Below are 18,063 nucleotides of genomic sequence, written 5' to 3' on the forward strand. Positions count from 1 at the left end.
CGATCAGCGCGGGTTAGGCGGCCCGATCCAACTCCGCCAGCCCATATTCGGCGGCCACCAGCGCATAGGAGGCGAGCCGCGCCTCCGGATCCGCCATGATGTTCACCAGCATCAGCTCGTCCGCCTCGTAAAGCGCGGCAACCTGGTCGAGCCCGGCGCGGACATCGGCGGGGGTGCCAAGAATGGTGCGGCGGCGATGATGCTCGGGCAGCGCGCCCTGCTCGGCCAGCCACGCCTCCGCCTCCTGCTCGCTCGGCACCGGGATCAGCCGCCCGCGTGCGAGATGGGCGAACATCATCGCCGCCGGCGCGGCATGGCGGCGCGCGGCCGCCTCGGTTTCGGCGGCGATGGTCCATACCGCCGCGATCACCTGCGGCGCGGCGAGGTGATGCGAGGGGCGAAAGGCCTGGCGATAGATGCGCGCCAGCGGCGCCGCCTCGGCGTTGATGAAGTCGGCGATGCAATAGGGCAGGCCGAGCGCGGCGGCGAGCCGCGCGCTGTCCGGCGAGGAGCCGAGCAGCCACACCGTCGGCGCATCGCCGCCGCCGCCCGGCAGCGTATCGCGCAGCACCGCGAAGGGATGATCGGGAGGGAGGCCGCCGTCCGGCCGTTGATCGAGATAGGCGAGCAGCTCGCCCAGCGCGCTCGGGAAATCCTCCGCGCCGAAGCCGCGGCTGCGATCCTGGCGCAGCGCCAGCGCCGTGCGCTGGTCCGATCCCGGCGCGCGGCCGATGCCGAGATCGAGCCGATCCGGCGCCATGGCGGCGAGCAGGCGGAAGGTCTCCGCCACTTTGAAGGGCGAGTAATGCGGCAGCATGATCCCGCCCGATCCGATGCGGATGCGGCTGGTGGCGAGCGCCACCGGGCCGAGCAGCACCTCGGGCGCGGCGCCCGCCAGCGCGGGCGAGGCGTGATGCTCGGCCAGCCAGTAGCGGTGATAGCCGAGCCGATCCGCCGCGCGTGCCAGCGCCAGCGTCTGGCGGATGCCGTCGGCGGCGGTGCCGCCGGCGGGGATGGGCGATTGATCGAGCACCGAGAGACGATAGGTCATGGCAGTTAGGTAGTTCGCCGCGGGCCGGAAAACAGGTCCGCATCGCTTGCGGTTCGTGCATCTCGGGCTAGAGCGTGTGGACCATGCGAGCGCGGAGGCCGCGATGAGCGACAGCGATACCGAAACGCGCCCCGTCTCCGAGGACGAGGGCGAGGGCCTCGAACCCCATCATGATCGCGACAATCGGCTGACCCCCGATTTCGTCGACGCCGTGCTCGATCATGTCGAGGACGGCGACGCCGAGGGCGCGCGCGAGCTGGTGCGTCCGCTCCACCCCGCCGACGTCGCCGATCTGTTCGAGCTGGTGCCGGGCGACCGGCGCGAGGCGCTGGCCGGGGCGCTGGCGGAGCTGCTCGACGGCGATGTGCTCGCCGAGATGAACGACTGGGTGCGCGACGAGGTGCTGCGCGCGCTCGAGCCCGCCCAGGTCGCCGCGCTCGCCACCGAGCTGGATACCGACGACGCCGTCGCCATCATCGAGGATATGGACGAGGACGAGCAGCGCGCGGTGCTGCGCGCGCTCGATCCCGATGATCGCGCCGCGATCGAGGAGGCGCTCTCCTATCCGGAGGAATCCGCCGGCCGGCTGATGCAGCGCGATCTCGTGGCCGTGCCCGAGCATTGGCGCGTCGGCGACGTGCTGGACTATCTGCGCCGTACCGATGGGCTGACCAACGATTTCTGGGAAATCTTCGTGGTGGACGAGCGCCACCACCCGGTCGGCACCTGCAAATTGTCCTGGCTGCTGCGCACCCCGGCCAAGATCCCGCTCGGCGACGTGATGCAGCGCGAGCAGACGCTCATCCCGGTCGATATGGATCAGGAGGAGGTGGCGCTCCGCTTCCAGAAATACGCGCTCATCTCGGCGGCGGTGACGGACGATTCGGGCCGGCTCGTCGGCATGATCACGGTCGACGACGTGGTGCACATCATCCAGGAAGAGGCGGGCGAGGATGTGCTCGCGCTGTCCGGCGCGGGCGATGGCGACATCAACGAGCCGATCCTCTTCACCGTGCGCACCCGGCTGCTGTGGCTGGTCGTCAATCTCGGCACCGCGATCATCGCCGCCTCGGTGGTCGGCCTGTTCCAGGGCGAGATCGCCAAGTTCGCGCTGCTCGCGGTGCTGATGCCGATCGTCTCGGGCATGGGCGGCAATGCCGGCACGCAGACGCTGGCGGTGATCGTGCGCGCGCTCGCCACCAACCAGCTCACCAGCTCCAACACCTGGCGCATGATCGCGCGCGAATTCCGGATCGCCGCCGCCAATGGCGGATCGCTGGGCCTGCTGATCGGGCTCGGCACCTTCCTGCTCTACCACAATCCGATGCTGGCGCTGACGATCGGCATGGCGATGCTGATCAACAATCTGATTGCGGGCCTGGCCGGCGTGCTGATCCCGATCGGGCTCGACAGCGCCCGCGTCGATCCGGCCGTCTCGTCCGCCGTGTTCGTCACCATGTGTACCGATTGCATGGGCTTTTTCAGTTTTCTGGGGCTCGCCTCGCTGCTTCTGGTTTGACGCGGCGGCCGGCCATGCCCATCTCGCGGGCGTGGCGTTGCATCTTACCAAGGTAGCGGTCGGGCTGAGCGAGGTGGACGGCCTGCGCGCGCGGCTGGCGGCGCGGGTGGAAGGCGGGCTCAGCCATGTCACCACTCGCTTCCGGCCGACCCGCGCGGACGAGGTGATCGGCGGGTCGCTCTTCTGGATCATCAAGCACCGGCTGGTGGCGCGCAGCCCGATCCACGGCTTTGGCGAGGATCCCGAGCCCAATCGCATCCGCATCCTGATCGCGCCCGAGCCGATCCTGGTGCGCGCCCTGCCGCGGCGCGCGCACCAGGGCTGGCGCTATCTCGCGGCCGACGATGCGCCGCCCGATCTGTTCGGCGGCGAGATCGCTGGGGTGGAAGCGATGCCCGGCGCGCTGCTGGCGGAGCTGTCCGCGCTGGCGCTGCTCTAGGCCCGGGCGCGGCGCCTCAGTCGCGGCTGCTGCCGCCGCCGTCGCACCGCACATCGCCCGAGCCATGACGGCTGATCGTGCAGGGCGCGGCGCCGAGCACGCGGATATCGCCCGATCCGGTGAGCGCCCCGGTCGCCGACCGGCGCGCGCCCAGCGTCACGTCGCCCGAGCCGACAAGGGTGATCGCGGCCGTCTCCGCCACCAGCCGATCGCCGTGGATGTCGCCCGATCCGTTGAGCGTGGCTTCGGCGCTGTCGGCATGGCCGCCGATGGTGAGATCGCCCGAGCCGGTGAGCGCCAGTTTGAGCGCGCGCACCGAGGCGGTGGCGAGGCTGATGTCGCCGGAGCCTTCCAGCGCCACCGCCAGCGCCGGGCCGGCGGCGCGATCGATCGTCACATCGCCCGATCCCGCGAGCGTGGCCGCGCGCAGCTGCGGCAGCGTGACATAGACGATGAGCGGATCCTTGCCATCCAAGGACCAGTTGGTCCAGCCCAAGGAATGCTTCGGCCGCACGATCACCACGTCGCCGCGCTGCTCCAGCTCGAGCCGCTCGAGCGCTTCCGGCTTGCCCTCGGCATGCACCGCGGGCGCGCCGCCGACATGGACCTCGACCTTGAACGGCCCTTCCACGCGCAGCTGCGAGAAGCTGTTGACGGGAAAGGCGCGGGTCGCCGCGGCGGCGGGGCCGCAGGCGGCAAGCAGCAGGGCGGGCGCGAGCAGGAGCGGAACCAGGCGACGCATCGGGGGCCTCCAACTGTGTTGGGCCTACAATACACCGCATACGCGCCGACACAAGGGCCGGCGGCGGCCCCGCGCCGCCACCTTGCGGCTCAGGCGAGATCGGGCGGGGTCGCCTCCGCCACCAGCCGCGCCACCGCCTCGTCCAGCGTCAGCATGGTCTGGCCCTGGCTGCCGAGCACGCGCAGCGCCACCGTATTCTCCTCCGCCTCGCGCTTGCCGACGACGACGAGGTTGGGCACCTTGGCGAGCGAGTGTTCGCGCACCTTGTAGTTGATCTTCTCGTTGCGCAGGTCGCTCTCGACGCGGATGCCGGCGGCGGTGAGCCGGGCCACCACGGCGCGGGCATACTCGTCCGCGTCGGAGACGATCGTCGCCACCACCGCCTGCACCGGTGCCAGCCAGACCGGCAGCTTGCCCGCAAAATGCTCGATCAGAATGCCGATGAAGCGTTCGTAGGAGCCGAAGATCGCGCGGTGGAGCATCACCGGCCGATGGCGCTCGCCATCCTCGCCGACATAGGAGGCATCGAGCCGCTCGGGCAGCACCCGATCGGACTGGATCGTGCCGACCTGCCAGGTGCGGCCGATCGCATCGGTGAGATGCCATTCCAGCTTGGGAGCGTAGAAGGCGCCCTCGCCCGGCAGTTCCTCCCAGCCATAATCGGGCGTGGCGAGGCCTGCGCCCACCACCGCGTCGCGCAGCTCGGCCTCGGCCTGGTCCCACATGGCGTCGGTGCCGAAGCGCTTGTCCGGGCGCAGCGCGAGCTTGATCGCGTAGGTGAAGCCGAAATCCTTGTAGACCCGGTCGGCGAGCGCGCAGAAGGCGCGCACCTCGTCGACGATCTGGTCCTCGCGGCAGAAGATGTGCGCATCGTCCTGGGTGAACTGGCGGACGCGCATCAGCCCGTGCAGCGCGCCGTGCGGCTCGTTGCGATGGCAGCAGCCATTTTCGTAGAGCCGCATCGGCAGATCGCGATAGGAGCGGATGCCCTGCCGGAAGATGAGCACATGCGCCGGGCAGTTCATCGGCTTCAGCGCCATCCACGCGGCATCGTTGGAGACGATCGGGCCGTCATCCTCGGTGTTCGGCGCCTCGTCGGGGATGACGAACATATTCTCGCGATATTTGCCCCAATGGCCGGACTGTTCCCATTGGCGCGCGTCCATCACCTGCGGCGTCTTCACCTCGCGATAGCCGGCGCCGTCGATCGCGCGGCGCATATAGGCCTCGAGTTCGCGCCACACGCGGAAGCCCTTGGGGTGCCAGAAGACCGAGCCATGCGCCTCGGCCTGGAGGTGGAACAGGTCCATCTCCGCGCCGAGCTTGCGGTGATCGCGCTTGGCGGCTTCCTCCAGGCGCGTCAGATGCGCCTGAAGCTGCTTCTTGCTGAGCCAGCCGGTGCCGTAGATGCGGCTGAGCATCGCATTCTTCTGGTCGCCGCGCCAATAGGCGCCCGAGACGCGGGTCAGCTTGAAGGCCTCGGGATCGAGCTTGCCGGTCGAGGCGAGATGGGGGCCGCGGCACATGTCCAGCCACGCATCCTCGCCCGTGCCCGCGCGATAGACGGTCAGCGTCTCGCCCTCGGGCAGATCGCGCGCCCATTCGGCCTTGAACGTCTCGCCCCGCGCGGTCCAGCGCGCGATCAGATCGGCGCGCGACCAGACCTCGCGGATCAGCGGCTCGTCCTTGGCGATGATGCGGCGCATCTCGGCCTCGATCGCGGGCAGATCCTCCTCGGTGAAGGGCCGGTCCTTGGGCGCGAAGTCATAGTAGAAGCCGTCCTCGGTCGCGGGGCCGAAGGTGATCTGCGTGCCGGGGAAGAGATGCTGCACCGCCTCGGCGAGGACATGCGCATAATCGTGCCGGACGAGTTCCAGCGCATCCGTCTCGTCCTTGGCGGTGACGAGCGCGAGCGCGGCGTCATGCTCCAGCGGGCGGTTGAGATCGCGCAGCTCGCCGTCCACGCGCGCCGCCAGCGCGGCCTTGGCGAGGCCGGGGCCGATCGCCGCCGCGATCTCCGCCGGGGTGGTGCCGACCGCGACATCGCGGGCGGAACCATCGGGCAGGGTGATCTTGAGCATCGCGGACATGGGTCTCAGCCTCATTGAGGAAACCACGCCCGTTACCCGTGCCCGCCCCCCCGAGGCAAGCCGTGCGGCGCCTGCGCCCGCATCAGCCGGGCGTGATCGCCTCCACCGTCGCCCCGGTGAAGCGGCCGGCCGCATCGAAACGGTAGAGGGTGGTGAGCTGGGCGAGCGGCGCGCAGGCGCGGCAGGTGGCGAGCGTCTGGCGCGCCCGCAGCGCCACCGCGCCCGCCGTCTTCGCCGCCGAGATCATCGCCGGCGCGATCGGAAAGGCGTCCGGATGCGCGCGGTGGAAGCGCGCCCAGATCGGTCCGTCCGGCGCCCGGTCGTCCACCAGGAGGGGCGCGCCCGTGGCCGGCACGAGCGCCGCCGCACGCGTGGCGTTGGCGCGGAAGGGATAGGTGATGGTGGCGATGCCGACCGGCCCGGCCTGCCGCCAGGCCGAGACATAGCCGGCCGCGCCCGTGGCGCCGAGTCGCGCGGCAAAGGCGCGCGCCGCCGGAGTCGCGCCGCCGCGCGCCATGGCGCGGGCGAGGCAGTCGGTCACCGCGCCGCTGCCTTGGCGGCAGGCCTCGAGCCCCTGCGCCTGCCACGCATCCGCGGCGCCGATCGTCGCTGTCGGTGTCGGTGCCGCCGAGGACGGGCCGGCGCTGGCGACGCTGACGCCGAGCAAGGGCTCCATCGCCAGCAGGCGGCCGCCCCGTAGCACGCGGATCGCCGCCGGAGCGCCGGGCTGCGCCGTCACCTCGTAGACATAGCCCTGATTCTCGAAGCGGAAGCGGCCGGGGCCGGGGCTGGTGCCGCCGGCGACGCGCAGGCTCGGCCGGGTGGTGCGGGCGATCCCGTCCGGCCGTAGCACCGGCCCCGAGGCGGGACCGTTGAAGCTCTGATAGACGAGATCGCCCTTTTCGGCGGTGATGGCGATGCTGCGCCGGGCACTCAGGCCGAGCAGGCGCAGCCCCGGCAGCCAGCGGCATTCGAGGGTACGCCCCTCGAGCGCGAGCCCGGTGATCGGCGGCGTGTCGCCCGCGCCCGGCACCATGCCGGGGTTGACGCCATGCACCGCGCCCACCGGCCGGCCCGCCCGGCTGAGCGCCCGATAGATCTGGCCCGCGCCGGGATCGGCGGGGCCGACCGCATAGGTGGCGGTGGTGCGCGCGCCGCTGCGGCGATCGATCATCGTGATGATGCTGCGGCCCTGCGTCACCGCGCCCGCCAGCGCGACAAAGGGCGCGTCCACCCCGTCGCACAGGAACCAGCCGGGGCGGGGCGGCGGCGCGGCGATGCTGGTGACAAGGGCGGCGGCGAACAGGCTGAACATCGTGTCTCCCCGGGGCGGAACCGGCCAGACGCTTGACCCGCCGGCCGGGCTCCCCTCTTGTGCGCGCCGCAAGCTGAACCGGGAGCGACCGTGGCGCGACGCCTGACCATCTTCATCCTGATCGCCATGATCGCCGGCATCGCCTTCGGCATGGCGCTGCGCGCGCTGCTGCCCGAGCCCGCCGCGCTCCACCAGGCGGCCGGCTATCTCACCATCCTGAGCGACGTCTTCCTGCGGCTCATCAAGATGATCATCGCGCCTCTGGTGCTGTCGACGCTGATCGCGGGCATCGCGCATATGGGCGATGCCAGCGCGCTGGGCCGGATCGGCGGCCGCGCGCTGGGCTGGTTCGTCGGCGCCAGCCTCGTCTCGCTCAGCCTCGGCCTCGCGCTGGTCAATCTGCTGCGGCCGGGCGCCGCCACCGGCCTGCCGCTGCCGCCCGTCGGCGACCAGCTGGGCCTCGATGCCAGCGCGTTCAACCTGCACGATTTCTTCGTGCATATCGTGCCCGCCTCGATCTTCGAGGCGATGGCCAAGAACGATATTCTGCCGATCGTCGTGTTCGCCGTCTTCGCCGGCGTGGCGCTGAGCGCGGCCGGCCCGGCGGGCGCGCCGCTGGTGCGCGGCGTCGAGGCGCTGGTCCAGGTGATGCTGCGCATGACCGATTATGTGATGCGCGCCGCGCCGGTCGCGGTGTTCGCCGCCATCGCCCATGCCGTGGCCGAGCAGGGCCCCGGCATCCTGCTCACCTTCGGCCGCTTCGTGGGCAGCTTCTATCTCGCCATGCTGCTCTTGTGGCTGGTGCTGATCGGCGCGGCCTTCCTCATGCTGGGGCCGCCCGCGCGACGGCTGGTGCGGCTGATCCGCGATCCCGCGCTGCTCGCCTTCTCGACCGCCTCGTCCGAAGCCGCCTATCCGCGGCTGCTCGAGGCGCTGGAGGCGCATGGCGTGCCGCGCCGCATCGCCAGCTTCGTGCTGCCGCTCGGCTACAGCTTCAATCTCGACGGCTCGATGATCTACATGACCTTCGCGACGATGTTCGTCGCCCAGGCCTATGGCATCCACATCCCAGCCGGTCGCCAGATCCTGATGGTGCTGATGCTGATGATCACCAGCAAGGGCATCGCCGGCGTCCCCCGCGCCAGCCTGGTGGTGATCGCGGCGGTGATGCCGCATTTCGGCGTGCCCGAGGCGGGGCTGCTGCTGATCCTGGCAGTGGATCATTTCCTCGATATGGGCCGCTCGGCCACCAATGTCGTCGGCAATGCGGTGGCGACGACGGTGATCGCCAAATGGGAGGCGGCGCGGCCGCAGCCGGACCATGGATGAGCCCGCCTATCTCGATCGCGGCGATGGCCGCCGGATCGCCTATCGCTACCGCGCCGGGCTGGGGCCGGCCTTGCTCTTCCTGCCGGGCTATGCCTCGGACATGGAGGGCGGCAAGGCGACCGCGCTCGATGCCTGGGCCGCGCGCCACGGCCGCGCCATGCTGCGCTTCGATTATGCCGGCACCGGCGCCAGCCCCGGTCCGTTCGAGGCGCAGACGCTCGCCGGCTGGCGCGACGATGCGCTCGCGCTGGTCGATGCCAGCCAGGGCGATCTGGTGCTGGTCGGCTCGTCGATGGGCGGCTGGCTGATGCTGCTGGTGGCGCTCGCCCGGCCCGAGCGGGTGCGCGCGCTGATCGGCATCGCCGCCGCGCCCGATTTCACCGATTGGGGCTTCGCGCAGGACGAGAAGATGACGATCCTGCGCGATGGTCGGCTCGAAAAGACCAGCGCCTATGGCACCGAGGTGACGAGCAAGGCCTTCTGGCAATCGGGCGAGGCGCTGCGGCTGATGCACGCGCCGATCGCCATCGACGCGCCGCTGCGCCTGCTGCACGGCGAATCGGACGATGTCGTGCCGATCTGGGTGGCGCAGCGGCTGGCCGCGCTCGTCCGTTCAGCCGATGTGCAGACGCTGTTGCTCAAGGGCGGCGATCATCGCCTGTCGCGCCCGCAGGATCTGCTCGTGCTGGAGCGGACGGTCGCGGCGCTCATGGAGGATCTGTGATCCCGCTCCTCATCCTCGCGGCCGCCGTCGCCGCGACGCCCGCCGCCGCCGATCCGGCGGCGCGCTTCAAGGCCTGCGCGTCGCTGGTCGATACCGCGCCCGACAAGGCGCTGGCCGAAGCGCGGGCCTGGGCCTCGGGCGGGGGCGGCATCCCCGCCGGCCAATGCCTCGGCCTCGCCCAAAGCGCGCTCGGGGATTGGCGTGGCGCCGCCGACAGCTTCGCCGCGACGGCCGATCTCGCCGAGCGGCTGGAGGATGGCCGCGCCGTGCCGCTCTGGACCTCGGCGGGCAACGCCGCCCTGGCCGCCGGCGACGCCGCGCGCGCCAAGACGCTGCTGACGCGGGCGCTCGCCGCCAAGGCGCTGGTCGGGCCGATGCGCGGCGAAGCCTATCTGGATCGCGCCCGCGCGCAGGTGGCGCTGGGCGCGCTGCCCGAGGCGCGCACCGATATGGATCAGGCGCTGGGGCTCGTGCCGGGGGATCCGATGGCCTGGCTGCTCTCGGCGGCGCTGGCACGGCGCATGAACGCGCTCGAGCGCGCCCGCCACGATATCGGCGAGGCGGCGGGCCGCGCCCCGGACGAGCCCGCGATCCTGCTCGAATCGGGCGAGATCGCCGCAGCCGCCGGCGATATGAGCCGCGCCCGGGCGGAGTGGGCGCGGGTGCGCGCGCTCGATCCCGGCGGCGAGGCGGCGCGCACCGCCACGCGGCAGCTGAGCGCGAGCGGCGGCGTGCCCGCCGAGGCGCCACGGCCGGGCCGCTGATCGCGCACGGCTTCCACCCGGCGGCCTGAGCCTCTAAGGCGGCCGGGTCATGAAATATCTCCACACGATGATCCGCGTCTCCGATCTCGAGGCGACGCTCCGCTTCTTCGCCCTGCTCGGGCTGGTCGAGCTGCGCCGCAGCGACAATGCGCAGGGCCGCTACACGCTTGTCTTCCTCGCCGCGCCCGGCGACGAGGCGGCGCAGGTCGAGCTGACCCATAATTGGGATCATGCGGGCGATTATCCCGGCGGCCGCAATTTCGGCCATCTCGCCTATCAGGTGGACGATATCTACCAAGTCTGCGCGCGGCTGATGGCGGCGGGGATCACCATCGCCCGCCCCCCGCGCGACGGGCGCATGGCCTTTGTCCGCACGCCCGACGCGATCTCGATCGAGCTGCTCCAGGCGGGCGCGGCGCTGCCGCCGGCCGAGCCCTGGCTGTCCATGCCCAATAGCGGCGCCTGGTGAGGCGGCGATGCAGGTCGAGATCATCGCCGTGCCCGTGCTCGCGGACAATTATATCTGGCTGATGCACGATCCGGACAGCGGGGAGACGGTGGCGGTGGATCCGGGCGTGGGGCCGCCCGTGCTGGCCGAGGCCGAGCGGCGCGGCTGGCGGATCAGCCAGGTGTGGAACACCCACTGGCACAAGGATCATGTCGGCGGCAACGCGGCGATCAAGGCGGCGACGGGCGCCCGCATCACCGGTCCCGCCGCCGAGGCGGAGCGGATCGGGACGCTCGACCGGCTGGTGCGCGAGGGCGATCTCGTCACGCTGGGCGCGCGCGAGGCGCGGGTGCTGGCGGTCGGCGCGCACACCGCCGGCCATATCGCCTTTCATCTGCCGGCCGATCAGGCGGTCTTCACCGGCGATACGCTGTTCGCCATGGGCTGCGGCCGGCTGTTCGAGGGCGATGCGGCCGATATGTTCGCCGCGCTCGCCAAGCTGCGCGCGCTGCCGGCGGCGACGCGCGTCTATTGCGGTCACGAATATACGCTTGCCAATGGCCGGTTCGCGGCGACGGTCGAGCCCGACAATGTCGCCATCCGCAGCCGGCTCGCGGCGGTGGAGAAGATGCGCGCCGAGGGCCGGCCGACCCTGCCGAGCACGATCGGCGCCGAGCATGAGACCAACCCTTTTCTGCGCGCGCCCGATGTGGCGAGCCTCGCCGCGCGGCGCGCCGCCAAGGACGGGTTCAGCGGCTGAGCGGGGCGGCGGCGGTCACTCGTCGATCGGGCGGGCCGCCGTCACCGCGTCGAGCGGGATGGTGCCATAGACATGGGGGAAGAGCGCGCCGCCGCGCGCGGGTTCCCAGCGCACTGTATCGCCGAGGCGGTCCAGATCGACCTCGACCAGCACCAGCTCGAGCAGCCCCGCGAAATATTTCTCGTGCGTCGCCGCGACCTGATCGGCGGCGGAGAGGTGGATATAGCCATCCTCGAGATCGATCGGCGCGCCGGTGAACAGGCCCGTCGCCTGCCAGGCGGCCCATTGGCCGGCGGTGAGGATTTTGTAGGCGCGTTTGCTCATGGGTGCAGATGCCCTTCGCCACAGGGGCCGGTTTCGGTCTGAAGCGTGACATGCCGTACCGCGAAGCGTTCCGCCAGCATCGCGGTGAGCGCCGCGCGCACCGGCTCGGCGCTGCCGGCGGACTCGACCTCGATATGCGCGGTGAGGCTCGCATCCTCGCCGGAGAGCGACCAGAGATGCAGATCATGCACGCCGCAAACGCCAGGCGCCGCGATCAGCGCCTCGCGCACCTCGGCCAGCGAAAGCCGGCGCGGCACGCCTTCCAGCAGCACCTGAGTCGTGTCGCGCAGCAGCGTCCAGGTGCGGGGCAGCACCCAGAAGGCGATCGCGATCGCCACCACCGGATCGATCCAGGCCCGGCCGGTGAGATGGATGAGGAGCGCGCCGGCGATGACCCCGATCGAGCCGAGCGCATCGGCCCAGACCTCCAGATAGGCGCCGCGCACCGTCATGCTCTCGCCGCGGCCGCCGGTCAGCACCGCCAGCGCCACGATATTGGCGACCAGGCCGACCAGCGCGACGCCGAGCATGCCGAGCGACGCCACCGGCTCGGGCGCGAGGATGCGGCGCACGCCCTCCACCAGCACCACGCCGGCGGCGAGGAAGAGCAGCACCGCATTGAAGGCGGCGGCCAGGATCTCGAAGCGGCGATAGCCGAAGGTGCGCCGATCGTCCGCCGGCTTGGCGGCGATCTTGAGCGCGACCAGCGAGATCGCCAGCGCCGCGACATCGGTGAGCATGTGCGCGGCATCGGAGAGCAAGGCGAGGCTGCCGAAGCGGAACGCGCCGATCAGTTCGGCCACCAGAATGGTGAGCGTCAGCCCCAGCGCGATCCTGATGCGGCCCGCGCTGGCGCCGGCGGCATGATCGTGATGGCCGCCCGCGCCGTGCCCGTGCCCGTGCCCGTGCCCGTGCGCATGGCCATGGCCATGGCCGTGCGCATGGCCATGCCCATGGGGAGCGGCGCCGCGCGGGGCGGAGTCGGCCACCAGCCTCGCCTCAGCCGCGCCGCGCCGCCGGCGTCATGCGCGGCGCCAATGGATGTCGATCGCCTGCTCGGCCTCGGCGAGGACGCGGCCGATCGGCCATTCCGAGGCCTCGCCCTGCGCCAGCGCCTCCTCCAGCACGCGCTTCTTTTCCGCGCCATCGATGGTGACGAGGATGGTGCGCGCCTGCACGATCGCGCTGCGGGTCAGCGTCACCCGCGCCACCGGCGCCTCGGGCGGCAGCGGATCGGGGGTCAGGCCGATCGCGCGCTTCTTGCTGCCCAGCGCCTCGTCATAATCGGGTCCGTGGAAGATCGAAGCGGTATGGCCGTTGGTGCCCATGCCGAGCCAGACGAGATCGAGCGGCCAGTGCAGATCGGAAAGCCGCGCGTCGGCGGCCTCGCCGGCCTGTCGCACGCCCAGCTTCTCGCTCGCCAGCGGCACCACGCGCGCGCCGAGCGGCAGGAAATGGCGGGCGAGCAGCCCGGCATTGCTGAGCGGATCGTCGACCGCGACGAGGCGATCGTCGCCCGGCACGATCGTCACGCGCTTCCACGGGAATTTCTGCGTCTTCAGCTTCTCGAAGACGGGGATGGGCGATTTGCCCCCGGGCAGCGCCAGCACGCAATCGCCGCGCGCGTCGATCGCGCTCTCGATGATGAAGCCGATATCGCCGGCCACCGCCTCGGCCAGTTCCTCGGCCGTGTCATAATCCCACCACTCGGCCTCAATCATGCCAGGTCACTCCGTCGCGTTCGGTCAATGCAATCGCCGCCGAGGGCCCCCAGGTTCCCGCCGCATAGGGACGCGGCACGACATGGGCGGCATCCCAGCCGTCGCGGATCGCGTCGATCCACTGCCATTGCGCCTCCACCTCGTCGCGGCGCACGAACAGCGTCGGATCGCCCTCGATCAGGTCGAGCAGCAGCCGCTCATAGGCGATGCGGCGGCGGAAGCCGGCAAAGGCCGTGGTGAGCGACAGATCGAGCGGCACCTCCCGCAGGCGGATGCCTTCGCGGTCCAGCCCCGGCTCCTTGGCCATCACCAGCAGCCGGATCGATTCCTCGGGCTGAATGCGGATCAGCAGCTTGTTGGATTGCAGCACCGCGCCGCGGCTGCCGAAGATCGAGTGCGGCACCTCGCGGAACTGGATGTAGATTTCCGAGTGGCGGTTGGGCAGCCGCTTGCCGGTGCGCAGATAGAAGGGCACGCCGTGCCAGCGCCAATTATCGACATGCGCCTTGAGCGCAACGAAGGTCTCGGTGTTGGAGGCGCGGCCGAGTTCGTCGATATAGCCCGGCACCGCGCGGCCGCCCACGGCACCCTCGGCATATTGGCCGGTGACGGTGTGGCTCGCCACCGTCGCCCGGTCGATCGGGCGGAGCGAGCGCAGCACCTTGAGCTTCTCGTCGCGCACCGAGCGCGGACCGAACCGCGCCGGCGGCTCCATGGCGACCAGCGCGAGCAGCTGCAGCATATGGTTCTGGACCATGTCGCGCAGCGCGCCGACGCCGTCATAATAGGAGACGCGCCCCTCCAGCCCGACCGTCTCCGAGACGGTGATCTGGACATGCTCGATCGCCTCGGCGTTCCACAGGGGCTCGAACATGCGGTTGCCGAAGCGCAGCGCGAGCAGGTTCTGCACCGTCTCCTTGCCGAGATAATGATCGATCCGGAAGGTCCGCTCCTCGGGATAGGCGGCGGCCACGGCATCGTTGATCACGGCCGAGCTGGCGAGATCATGGCCCAGCGGCTTCTCCAGCCCGATCCGCACATTGGGTCCATCGAGCCCGGCCAGCTTGAGGCCGGCGATGGTCGAGCCGAACAGCGAGGGCGCGGTCGAGAGATAGATGGCGATCGGCTGGTCGTGCTCGACGCCGAGCGGCTGCGAGAGCGCGCTGAAGCTTTCCGGGCGCGAGGCATCGAGCGGCACATATTTCAGCCGCTCGAGAAAGCCGGGAATCGCGTCCGGATTGCGCGCGTCGGCGGAAAGATGCGTCTCCAGGGCCTTGGCCGCGACCTGGCGGAAGCCCTCGTCATCGAGTTCGGAGCGCGCGGTGCCGACGATGCGCAGCTCGGGCGCGATCAGCCCCTCGGCATGCAGCGCGAAGAGCGAAGGGATGAGCATGCGCTGGGCGAGATCGCCGGTGGCGCCGAACAGCAAGAGCCGGCTCGCCGGCAGAACGGCGCCGGGCTGAGGGCGGGGATTTTCGATCATGACGACTCCCTAATCGCTGGCGCGGCAGGCTTTGGCGCAAAGCGCGCGGTAAGGCCAGCGCCGTCGTGGTGGATGGGGGGGATCGGCGGCGCTCAGGCCGCCTCCCAGCGCGCTTCCTCCTCCTCGCCGCGCCGCACGCGCTCGGCCGAGGACACTGCGTCGGCCGCGCGCAGCGCCGCCAGGATGCGCATCAGATGCGCCAGGTCGCGCACCTCGAGATCGACATGGAAGGTGTGGAAGCTCGCATCGCGGTGGGTGAGCGAGAGGTTGAGGATATTGGCGGCGTGCGCGCCGAGGATGCCGGCCATCACGCCGAGCGCGCCGGGCTCGTTGCGCAGGATGACGGACAGGCGCGCGGTGCCCCCGTCCGAGGCGTCGCCCCAGGCTAGATCCACCCAATCGGCATCGCCCTGCGCCGCCAGCGTCGCGCAGTCGATGGCGTGCACCTCCACCGGCGCGTCGGGCCGGCGCAGGCCGACGATGCGGTCGCCCGGCACCGGGTGGCAGCAGGCGGCGAGGCGGAAGGCGACGCCGGGGGTGAGCCCCTTGATCGAGACGGCGTCGCGGTGCGGCAGCGCGCGCGGCGGCGGTGCGCTGGCGGCGGCCACGCCGGGCATCAGCGCGTCCGCCACCGCCGCATCATCGATGCTGCGCCGCGCGATCGCCTCCATCAGCGCCTCCTCGCTCGGCAGATGCAGCCGCTTCAGCGCCTCGCCCAGCGCCTCGGGCCGCACCGGCGCGGGCAGGCGCGCGACGATCTCCTCGTAGAATTTTCGGCCCAGCGCGATCGTCTCGTCGCGTTCCTTGTTGCGCACATAGCGGCGCAGCGAGGCGCGCGCCTTGGCGGTGACGACGAAGTTGAGCCATTCCGGCTGCGGGCTCTGCGCCGCCGATTTGAGGATCTGCACCTGATCGCCATTGGCGATCGGCGTGCGCAGCGGCACCAGCCGGCCATTGACCTTGGCGCCGACCGCCTGGTTGCCGAGATCGGTATGCACGGCATAGGCGAAGTCGATCGGCGTCGCCCCCTTGGGCAGCTGGATCAGCTCGCCGCTCGGCGTGAAGGCGAAGATGCGATCCTGGTACATCGCCATGCGGGTATGTTCGAGCAGCTCCTCCGCGCTCTCGGCGGTGTCGAGAATCTCGACCAGATCGCGGATCCAGCTGACCTTGCGCCCGCCCGTATCGGCGGGCGTGCCCGATTTATAGGCCCAGTGCGCGGCGTAGCCGAATTCGGCCTGGGCGTGCATCGCCTCCGAGCGGATCTGGATCTCCACCCGCGCCTTCTCATTGTGGATGACGGTGGTGTGCAGCGAGCGATAGCCGTTGCGCTTGGGGGTGGAGACATAATCCTTGAACCGGCCCGGCACCATCGGCCAGCGCTGGTGGATCAGGCCCAGCGCGCGATAGCATTGCTCGGTATCCGCCACCACCGCGCGGAACGCCATCACGTCCGATAGCTGCTCGAAGCTGATGTGGCGCTCGGTCATCTTGCGCCAGATCGAATAGGGATGTTTCTCGCGCCCCGTCACCTCGGCCTGGATGCCGTGGCGGCCGAGCAGCAGCGTCAGGCCCGAGGCGATCCGCGCGACGCGATCGCCGCTATCGCCCTCGCGCATCTGCTCCAGCCGCTTGGTGATCGATTCATAGGCTTCGGGCTCAAGCTCGCGGAAGGCGAGCGTCTGCATCTCCTTCATGAACTCGTACATGCCGATGCGCTCGGCGAGCGGCGCGTAGATCTCCATCGTCTCGCGGGCGATGCGGCGGCGCTTGTCGGGATTGGGGATGTGCCGGAGCGTGCGCATATTGTGCAGCCGGTCGGCCAGCTTGACCAGCAGCACGCGGATGTCGTCCGACATGGCGAGCAGGAATTTGCGCAGATTCTCGGCGGCGCGCTGGCTTTCGGACTGGGCCTCGATCTTGCTCAGCTTGGTGACGCCATCCACCATCCGCGCCACCTGCGTCCCGAACAGACGCTCGATCTCGTCATAGGTCGCCACCGTATCCTCGATCGTATCGTGGAGGATGGCGGTGGCGATCGTCTGATCGTCGAGGTGCAGATCGGTCAGGATGCCCGCCACCTCGATCGGATGGCTGAAATAGGGATCGCCGGACGCGCGCTTCTGATTGCCATGCGCCTTCATCGAAAACACATAGGCGCGGTCGAGCAGTTCCTCGTCCGCATCGGGGTCGTAGCGGCGCACCCGCTCGACAAGCTCATATTGTCTCAACACCGGGGCAGGATGTGGCGGCTGAAGCGCGGATGGCAAGCGGCAAGGCGCGTTTGGAACACAGTCATTCGATTTTCGTCGATGCTGTTGCAGACTCGTCTGGATTCAATCTGCAAAGCAGCGGATAGTCTCACTGTGGAAGATACGGAACGCCTTCGCCGGATGGTTGCCGGCTGCAATCTCGACGCCGCCCTGGAGGCGGTGGGCGAGCGCTGGTCCTTTCTGATCCTCCGCGGCGCCTTCAACGGCGCCCGCCATTTCGAGCAGTTCCAGTCGGTGCTCGGGATCGCCCGCAACGTGCTCGCCAACCGCCTCGCGCGGCTGGTGGAACATGGCATTCTCGAGCGGCTGCCCTGCCTCGATGACCGGCGCCGCGTCGAATATCGGCTCACCCCCAAGGGCGAGGCGCTGCTGCCGGCGGTGGTGGCGCTGCGCCAATGGGGCGATCGCTGGGGCTGCGAGCAGCCGCCCAAGGCGCGGCTGGTGGACGATCGCGACAATCGGCCGATCGCCGAGGTGCGCGTCCACGCGCATGACGGCCGCGTGCTGGGCCTGGGCGATATGCATTGGGAGCCGGCCGAAGCCGTCCAGCCGCTCGCCGAGGCGTCCGCCGCCTGATCGACGCCGGCGCGCCGCCCGGACGGGCGAGGCGCGCCGGATCAGCGCTTATTCGTAATCGGGGCCGACATTCTGGTTGCGCGCCGGGGCGGCGGCGGTGAGGCGCAGCGCCTCGGCCGACTGGGCGAGCGAGCCCATCTCGTCGACCGCGTCATCCTCGTCGATGCGGACGCGCTGCAGGCCCGACACGGCCGATTCGGACAGCATCTCGGGGGTGATCGTCTGGTCGGCGATCTCGCGCAGCGCGACCACCGGGTTTTTATCGCGATCGCGATCGATGGTAAGCTCCGCGCCGCCGGAAATCTGGCGCGCGCGGTGGGCCGCGAGCAGCACCAGATCGAAGCGGTTCGAAATCTTGTCGACGCAATCCTCGACGGTGACGCGCGCCATGGGGGCTCCGTTGTCTTGGCAGCAGGGCTGTCGGAAAGCCCAGCCGATTAGAGGCAGGGGCGGCGCGAGTCAAGAATAGCCTGGCCTTGCCATGCCGGGCGGGGGCCGGGCAGAG

At 70.5% G+C, this 18,063-nt stretch carries 18 protein-coding genes; 8 read left to right on the forward strand and 10 right to left on the reverse strand.

All coding sequences use genetic code 11. The features are described 5' to 3' along the window. Window positions 1-13: 13 nt before the first annotated feature. Window positions 14-1,051 carry an LLM class flavin-dependent oxidoreductase gene (locus LHA26_RS08030; protein ID WP_252168189.1) on the reverse strand — a complete coding sequence of 346 codons (1,038 nt, stop codon included), beginning with the start codon at window positions 1,049-1,051 and terminating at the stop codon, window positions 14-16. Between the two features lie 103 nt (window positions 1,052-1,154). Here LHA26_RS08030 and mgtE point away from each other — a divergent pair, with 103 nt between their 5' ends. Both mgtE and LHA26_RS08040 read left to right on the forward strand, forming a co-directional pair. Further along, a complete protein-coding gene (mgtE, locus tag LHA26_RS08035) occupies window positions 1,155-2,570 on the forward strand; it encodes a magnesium transporter (protein ID WP_252168190.1) in 1,416 nt (471 codons plus the stop codon). Window positions 2,571-2,601: 31 nt separating this feature from the next. Continuing rightward, window positions 2,602-3,009: a DUF1489 family protein gene (locus LHA26_RS08040; RefSeq protein WP_252168191.1), complete on the forward strand. Its 408-nt coding sequence runs from the start codon at window positions 2,602-2,604 to the stop codon at window positions 3,007-3,009. 16 nt (window positions 3,010-3,025) lie between these two features. On the opposite strand, the gene LHA26_RS08045 is transcribed toward LHA26_RS08040, so the two are convergent. The 3 genes from LHA26_RS08045 to LHA26_RS08055 all read right to left on the reverse strand — a co-directional run bounded on the left by LHA26_RS08045 (window position 3,026) and on the right by LHA26_RS08055 (window position 7,156). Further along, a complete protein-coding gene (locus LHA26_RS08045) occupies window positions 3,026-3,751 on the reverse strand; it encodes a head GIN domain-containing protein (RefSeq protein WP_252168192.1) in 726 nt (241 codons plus the stop codon). An 89-nt stretch (window positions 3,752-3,840) separates the two neighbouring features. Next, a complete protein-coding gene (gene thrS, locus LHA26_RS08050) occupies window positions 3,841-5,841 on the reverse strand; it encodes a threonine--tRNA ligase (protein WP_252168193.1) in 2,001 nt (666 codons plus the stop codon). Between the two features lie 82 nt (window positions 5,842-5,923). After that, complete coding sequence (locus LHA26_RS08055; RefSeq protein ID WP_252168194.1) at window positions 5,924-7,156, reverse strand: hypothetical protein; 1,233 nt, start codon at window positions 7,154-7,156, stop codon at window positions 5,924-5,926. Window positions 7,157-7,246: 90 nt separating this feature from the next. Between LHA26_RS08055 and LHA26_RS08060 the strand changes: the two genes are divergently transcribed. The 5 genes from LHA26_RS08060 to gloB are packed head-to-tail and all read left to right on the forward strand — an operon-like array spanning window position 7,247 to window position 11,181. Then, window positions 7,247-8,485 carry a dicarboxylate/amino acid:cation symporter gene (locus LHA26_RS08060; protein WP_252168195.1) on the forward strand — a complete coding sequence of 413 codons (1,239 nt, stop codon included), beginning with the start codon at window positions 7,247-7,249 and terminating at the stop codon, window positions 8,483-8,485. Beyond that, window positions 8,478-9,209: an alpha/beta hydrolase gene (locus tag LHA26_RS08065; RefSeq protein WP_252168196.1), complete on the forward strand. Its 732-nt coding sequence runs from the start codon at window positions 8,478-8,480 to the stop codon at window positions 9,207-9,209. Before LHA26_RS08060 ends, LHA26_RS08065 begins: the two co-directional genes overlap by 8 nt. Further along, window positions 9,206-9,973, forward strand: coding sequence for a tetratricopeptide repeat protein (locus tag LHA26_RS08070; RefSeq protein ID WP_252168197.1), 768 nt, complete (start codon window positions 9,206-9,208; stop codon window positions 9,971-9,973). The genes LHA26_RS08065 and LHA26_RS08070 overlap by 4 nt, the downstream gene beginning before the upstream one ends. Window positions 9,974-10,022: 49 nt before the next feature. Next, window positions 10,023-10,442, forward strand: coding sequence for a VOC family protein (locus LHA26_RS08075; protein ID WP_252168198.1), 420 nt, complete (start codon window positions 10,023-10,025; stop codon window positions 10,440-10,442). Window positions 10,443-10,449: 7 nt separating this feature from the next. Beyond that, the gene (gene gloB / locus LHA26_RS08080) at window positions 10,450-11,181 is read left to right on the forward strand and encodes a hydroxyacylglutathione hydrolase (protein WP_252168199.1); all 732 of its coding nucleotides are present in this window, start codon (window positions 10,450-10,452) and stop codon (window positions 11,179-11,181) included. 15 nt (window positions 11,182-11,196) lie between these two features. Here the strand turns inward: gloB and LHA26_RS08085 are convergent, their stop codons facing one another. The 5 genes from LHA26_RS08085 to LHA26_RS08105 all read right to left on the reverse strand — a co-directional run bounded on the left by LHA26_RS08085 (window position 11,197) and on the right by LHA26_RS08105 (window position 16,943). Then, entirely contained in the window at window positions 11,197-11,505 is a 309-nt protein-coding gene (locus tag LHA26_RS08085; protein WP_252168200.1) for a DUF952 domain-containing protein, read from the reverse strand. Then, entirely contained in the window at window positions 11,502-12,494 is a 993-nt protein-coding gene (locus LHA26_RS08090; protein ID WP_252168201.1) for a cation diffusion facilitator family transporter, read from the reverse strand. Before LHA26_RS08090 ends, LHA26_RS08085 begins: the two co-directional genes overlap by 4 nt. Window positions 12,495-12,527: 33 nt before the next feature. After that, window positions 12,528-13,226 (reverse strand): 6-phosphogluconolactonase, encoded by a 699-nt coding sequence (gene pgl / locus LHA26_RS08095; RefSeq protein WP_252168202.1) that lies wholly within the window; start codon window positions 13,224-13,226, stop codon window positions 12,528-12,530. After that, on the reverse strand, window positions 13,219-14,709 hold the full coding sequence (gene zwf, locus LHA26_RS08100) for a glucose-6-phosphate dehydrogenase (protein WP_252168203.1): 1,491 nt from the start codon (window positions 14,707-14,709) through the stop codon (window positions 13,219-13,221). The genes pgl and zwf overlap by 8 nt, the downstream gene beginning before the upstream one ends. 92 nt (window positions 14,710-14,801) lie before the next feature. Further along, a complete protein-coding gene (locus tag LHA26_RS08105) occupies window positions 14,802-16,943 on the reverse strand; it encodes a RelA/SpoT family protein (RefSeq protein WP_252168204.1) in 2,142 nt (713 codons plus the stop codon). Between the two features lie 159 nt (window positions 16,944-17,102). Between LHA26_RS08105 and LHA26_RS08110 the strand changes: the two genes are divergently transcribed. Beyond that, window positions 17,103-17,558 (forward strand): winged helix-turn-helix transcriptional regulator, encoded by a 456-nt coding sequence (locus LHA26_RS08110; RefSeq protein WP_252168205.1) that lies wholly within the window; start codon window positions 17,103-17,105, stop codon window positions 17,556-17,558. 48 nt (window positions 17,559-17,606) lie between these two features. Here LHA26_RS08110 and rpoZ read toward each other — a convergent pair whose 3' ends face one another. After that, window positions 17,607-17,948: a DNA-directed RNA polymerase subunit omega gene (rpoZ, locus tag LHA26_RS08115; protein WP_252168206.1), complete on the reverse strand. Its 342-nt coding sequence runs from the start codon at window positions 17,946-17,948 to the stop codon at window positions 17,607-17,609. Window positions 17,949-18,063 lie beyond the last annotated feature (115 nt).

Origin of the sequence: Sphingomonas morindae, from assembly GCF_023822065.1 — a bacterium.
In the GTDB taxonomy this organism is placed as follows: domain Bacteria; phylum Pseudomonadota; class Alphaproteobacteria; order Sphingomonadales; family Sphingomonadaceae; genus Solisphingomonas; species Solisphingomonas morindae.

Bases quoted from the DNA above. Each gene is read 5' to 3' on its own strand.
- LHA26_RS08065 (WP_252168196.1), top strand. From the start codon at position 8,478: ATGGATGAGCCCGCCTATCTCGATCGCGGCGATGGCCGCCGGATCGCC.
- LHA26_RS08110 (WP_252168205.1), top strand. From the start codon at position 17,103: ATGGTTGCCGGCTGCAATCTCGACGCCGCCCTGGAGGCGGTGGGCGAG.
- rpoZ (WP_252168206.1), bottom strand. From the start codon at position 17,948: ATGGCGCGCGTCACCGTCGAGGATTGCGTCGACAAGATTTCGAACCGC.
- zwf (WP_252168203.1), bottom strand. From the start codon at position 14,709: ATGATCGAAAATCCCCGCCCTCAGCCCGGCGCCGTTCTGCCGGCGAGC.
- LHA26_RS08075 (WP_252168198.1), top strand. From the start codon at position 10,023: ATGAAATATCTCCACACGATGATCCGCGTCTCCGATCTCGAGGCGACG.
- gloB (WP_252168199.1), top strand. From the start codon at position 10,450: ATGCAGGTCGAGATCATCGCCGTGCCCGTGCTCGCGGACAATTATATC.
- LHA26_RS08085 (WP_252168200.1), bottom strand. From the start codon at position 11,505: ATGAGCAAACGCGCCTACAAAATCCTCACCGCCGGCCAATGGGCCGCC.
- thrS (WP_252168193.1), bottom strand. From the start codon at position 5,841: ATGTCCGCGATGCTCAAGATCACCCTGCCCGATGGTTCCGCCCGCGAT.
- pgl (WP_252168202.1), bottom strand. From the start codon at position 13,226: ATGATTGAGGCCGAGTGGTGGGATTATGACACGGCCGAGGAACTGGCC.
- LHA26_RS08055 (WP_252168194.1), bottom strand. From the start codon at position 7,156: ATGTTCAGCCTGTTCGCCGCCGCCCTTGTCACCAGCATCGCCGCGCCG.
- LHA26_RS08045 (WP_252168192.1), bottom strand. From the start codon at position 3,751: ATGCGTCGCCTGGTTCCGCTCCTGCTCGCGCCCGCCCTGCTGCTTGCC.
- mgtE (WP_252168190.1), top strand. From the start codon at position 1,155: ATGAGCGACAGCGATACCGAAACGCGCCCCGTCTCCGAGGACGAGGGC.
- LHA26_RS08030 (WP_252168189.1), bottom strand. From the start codon at position 1,051: ATGACCTATCGTCTCTCGGTGCTCGATCAATCGCCCATCCCCGCCGGC.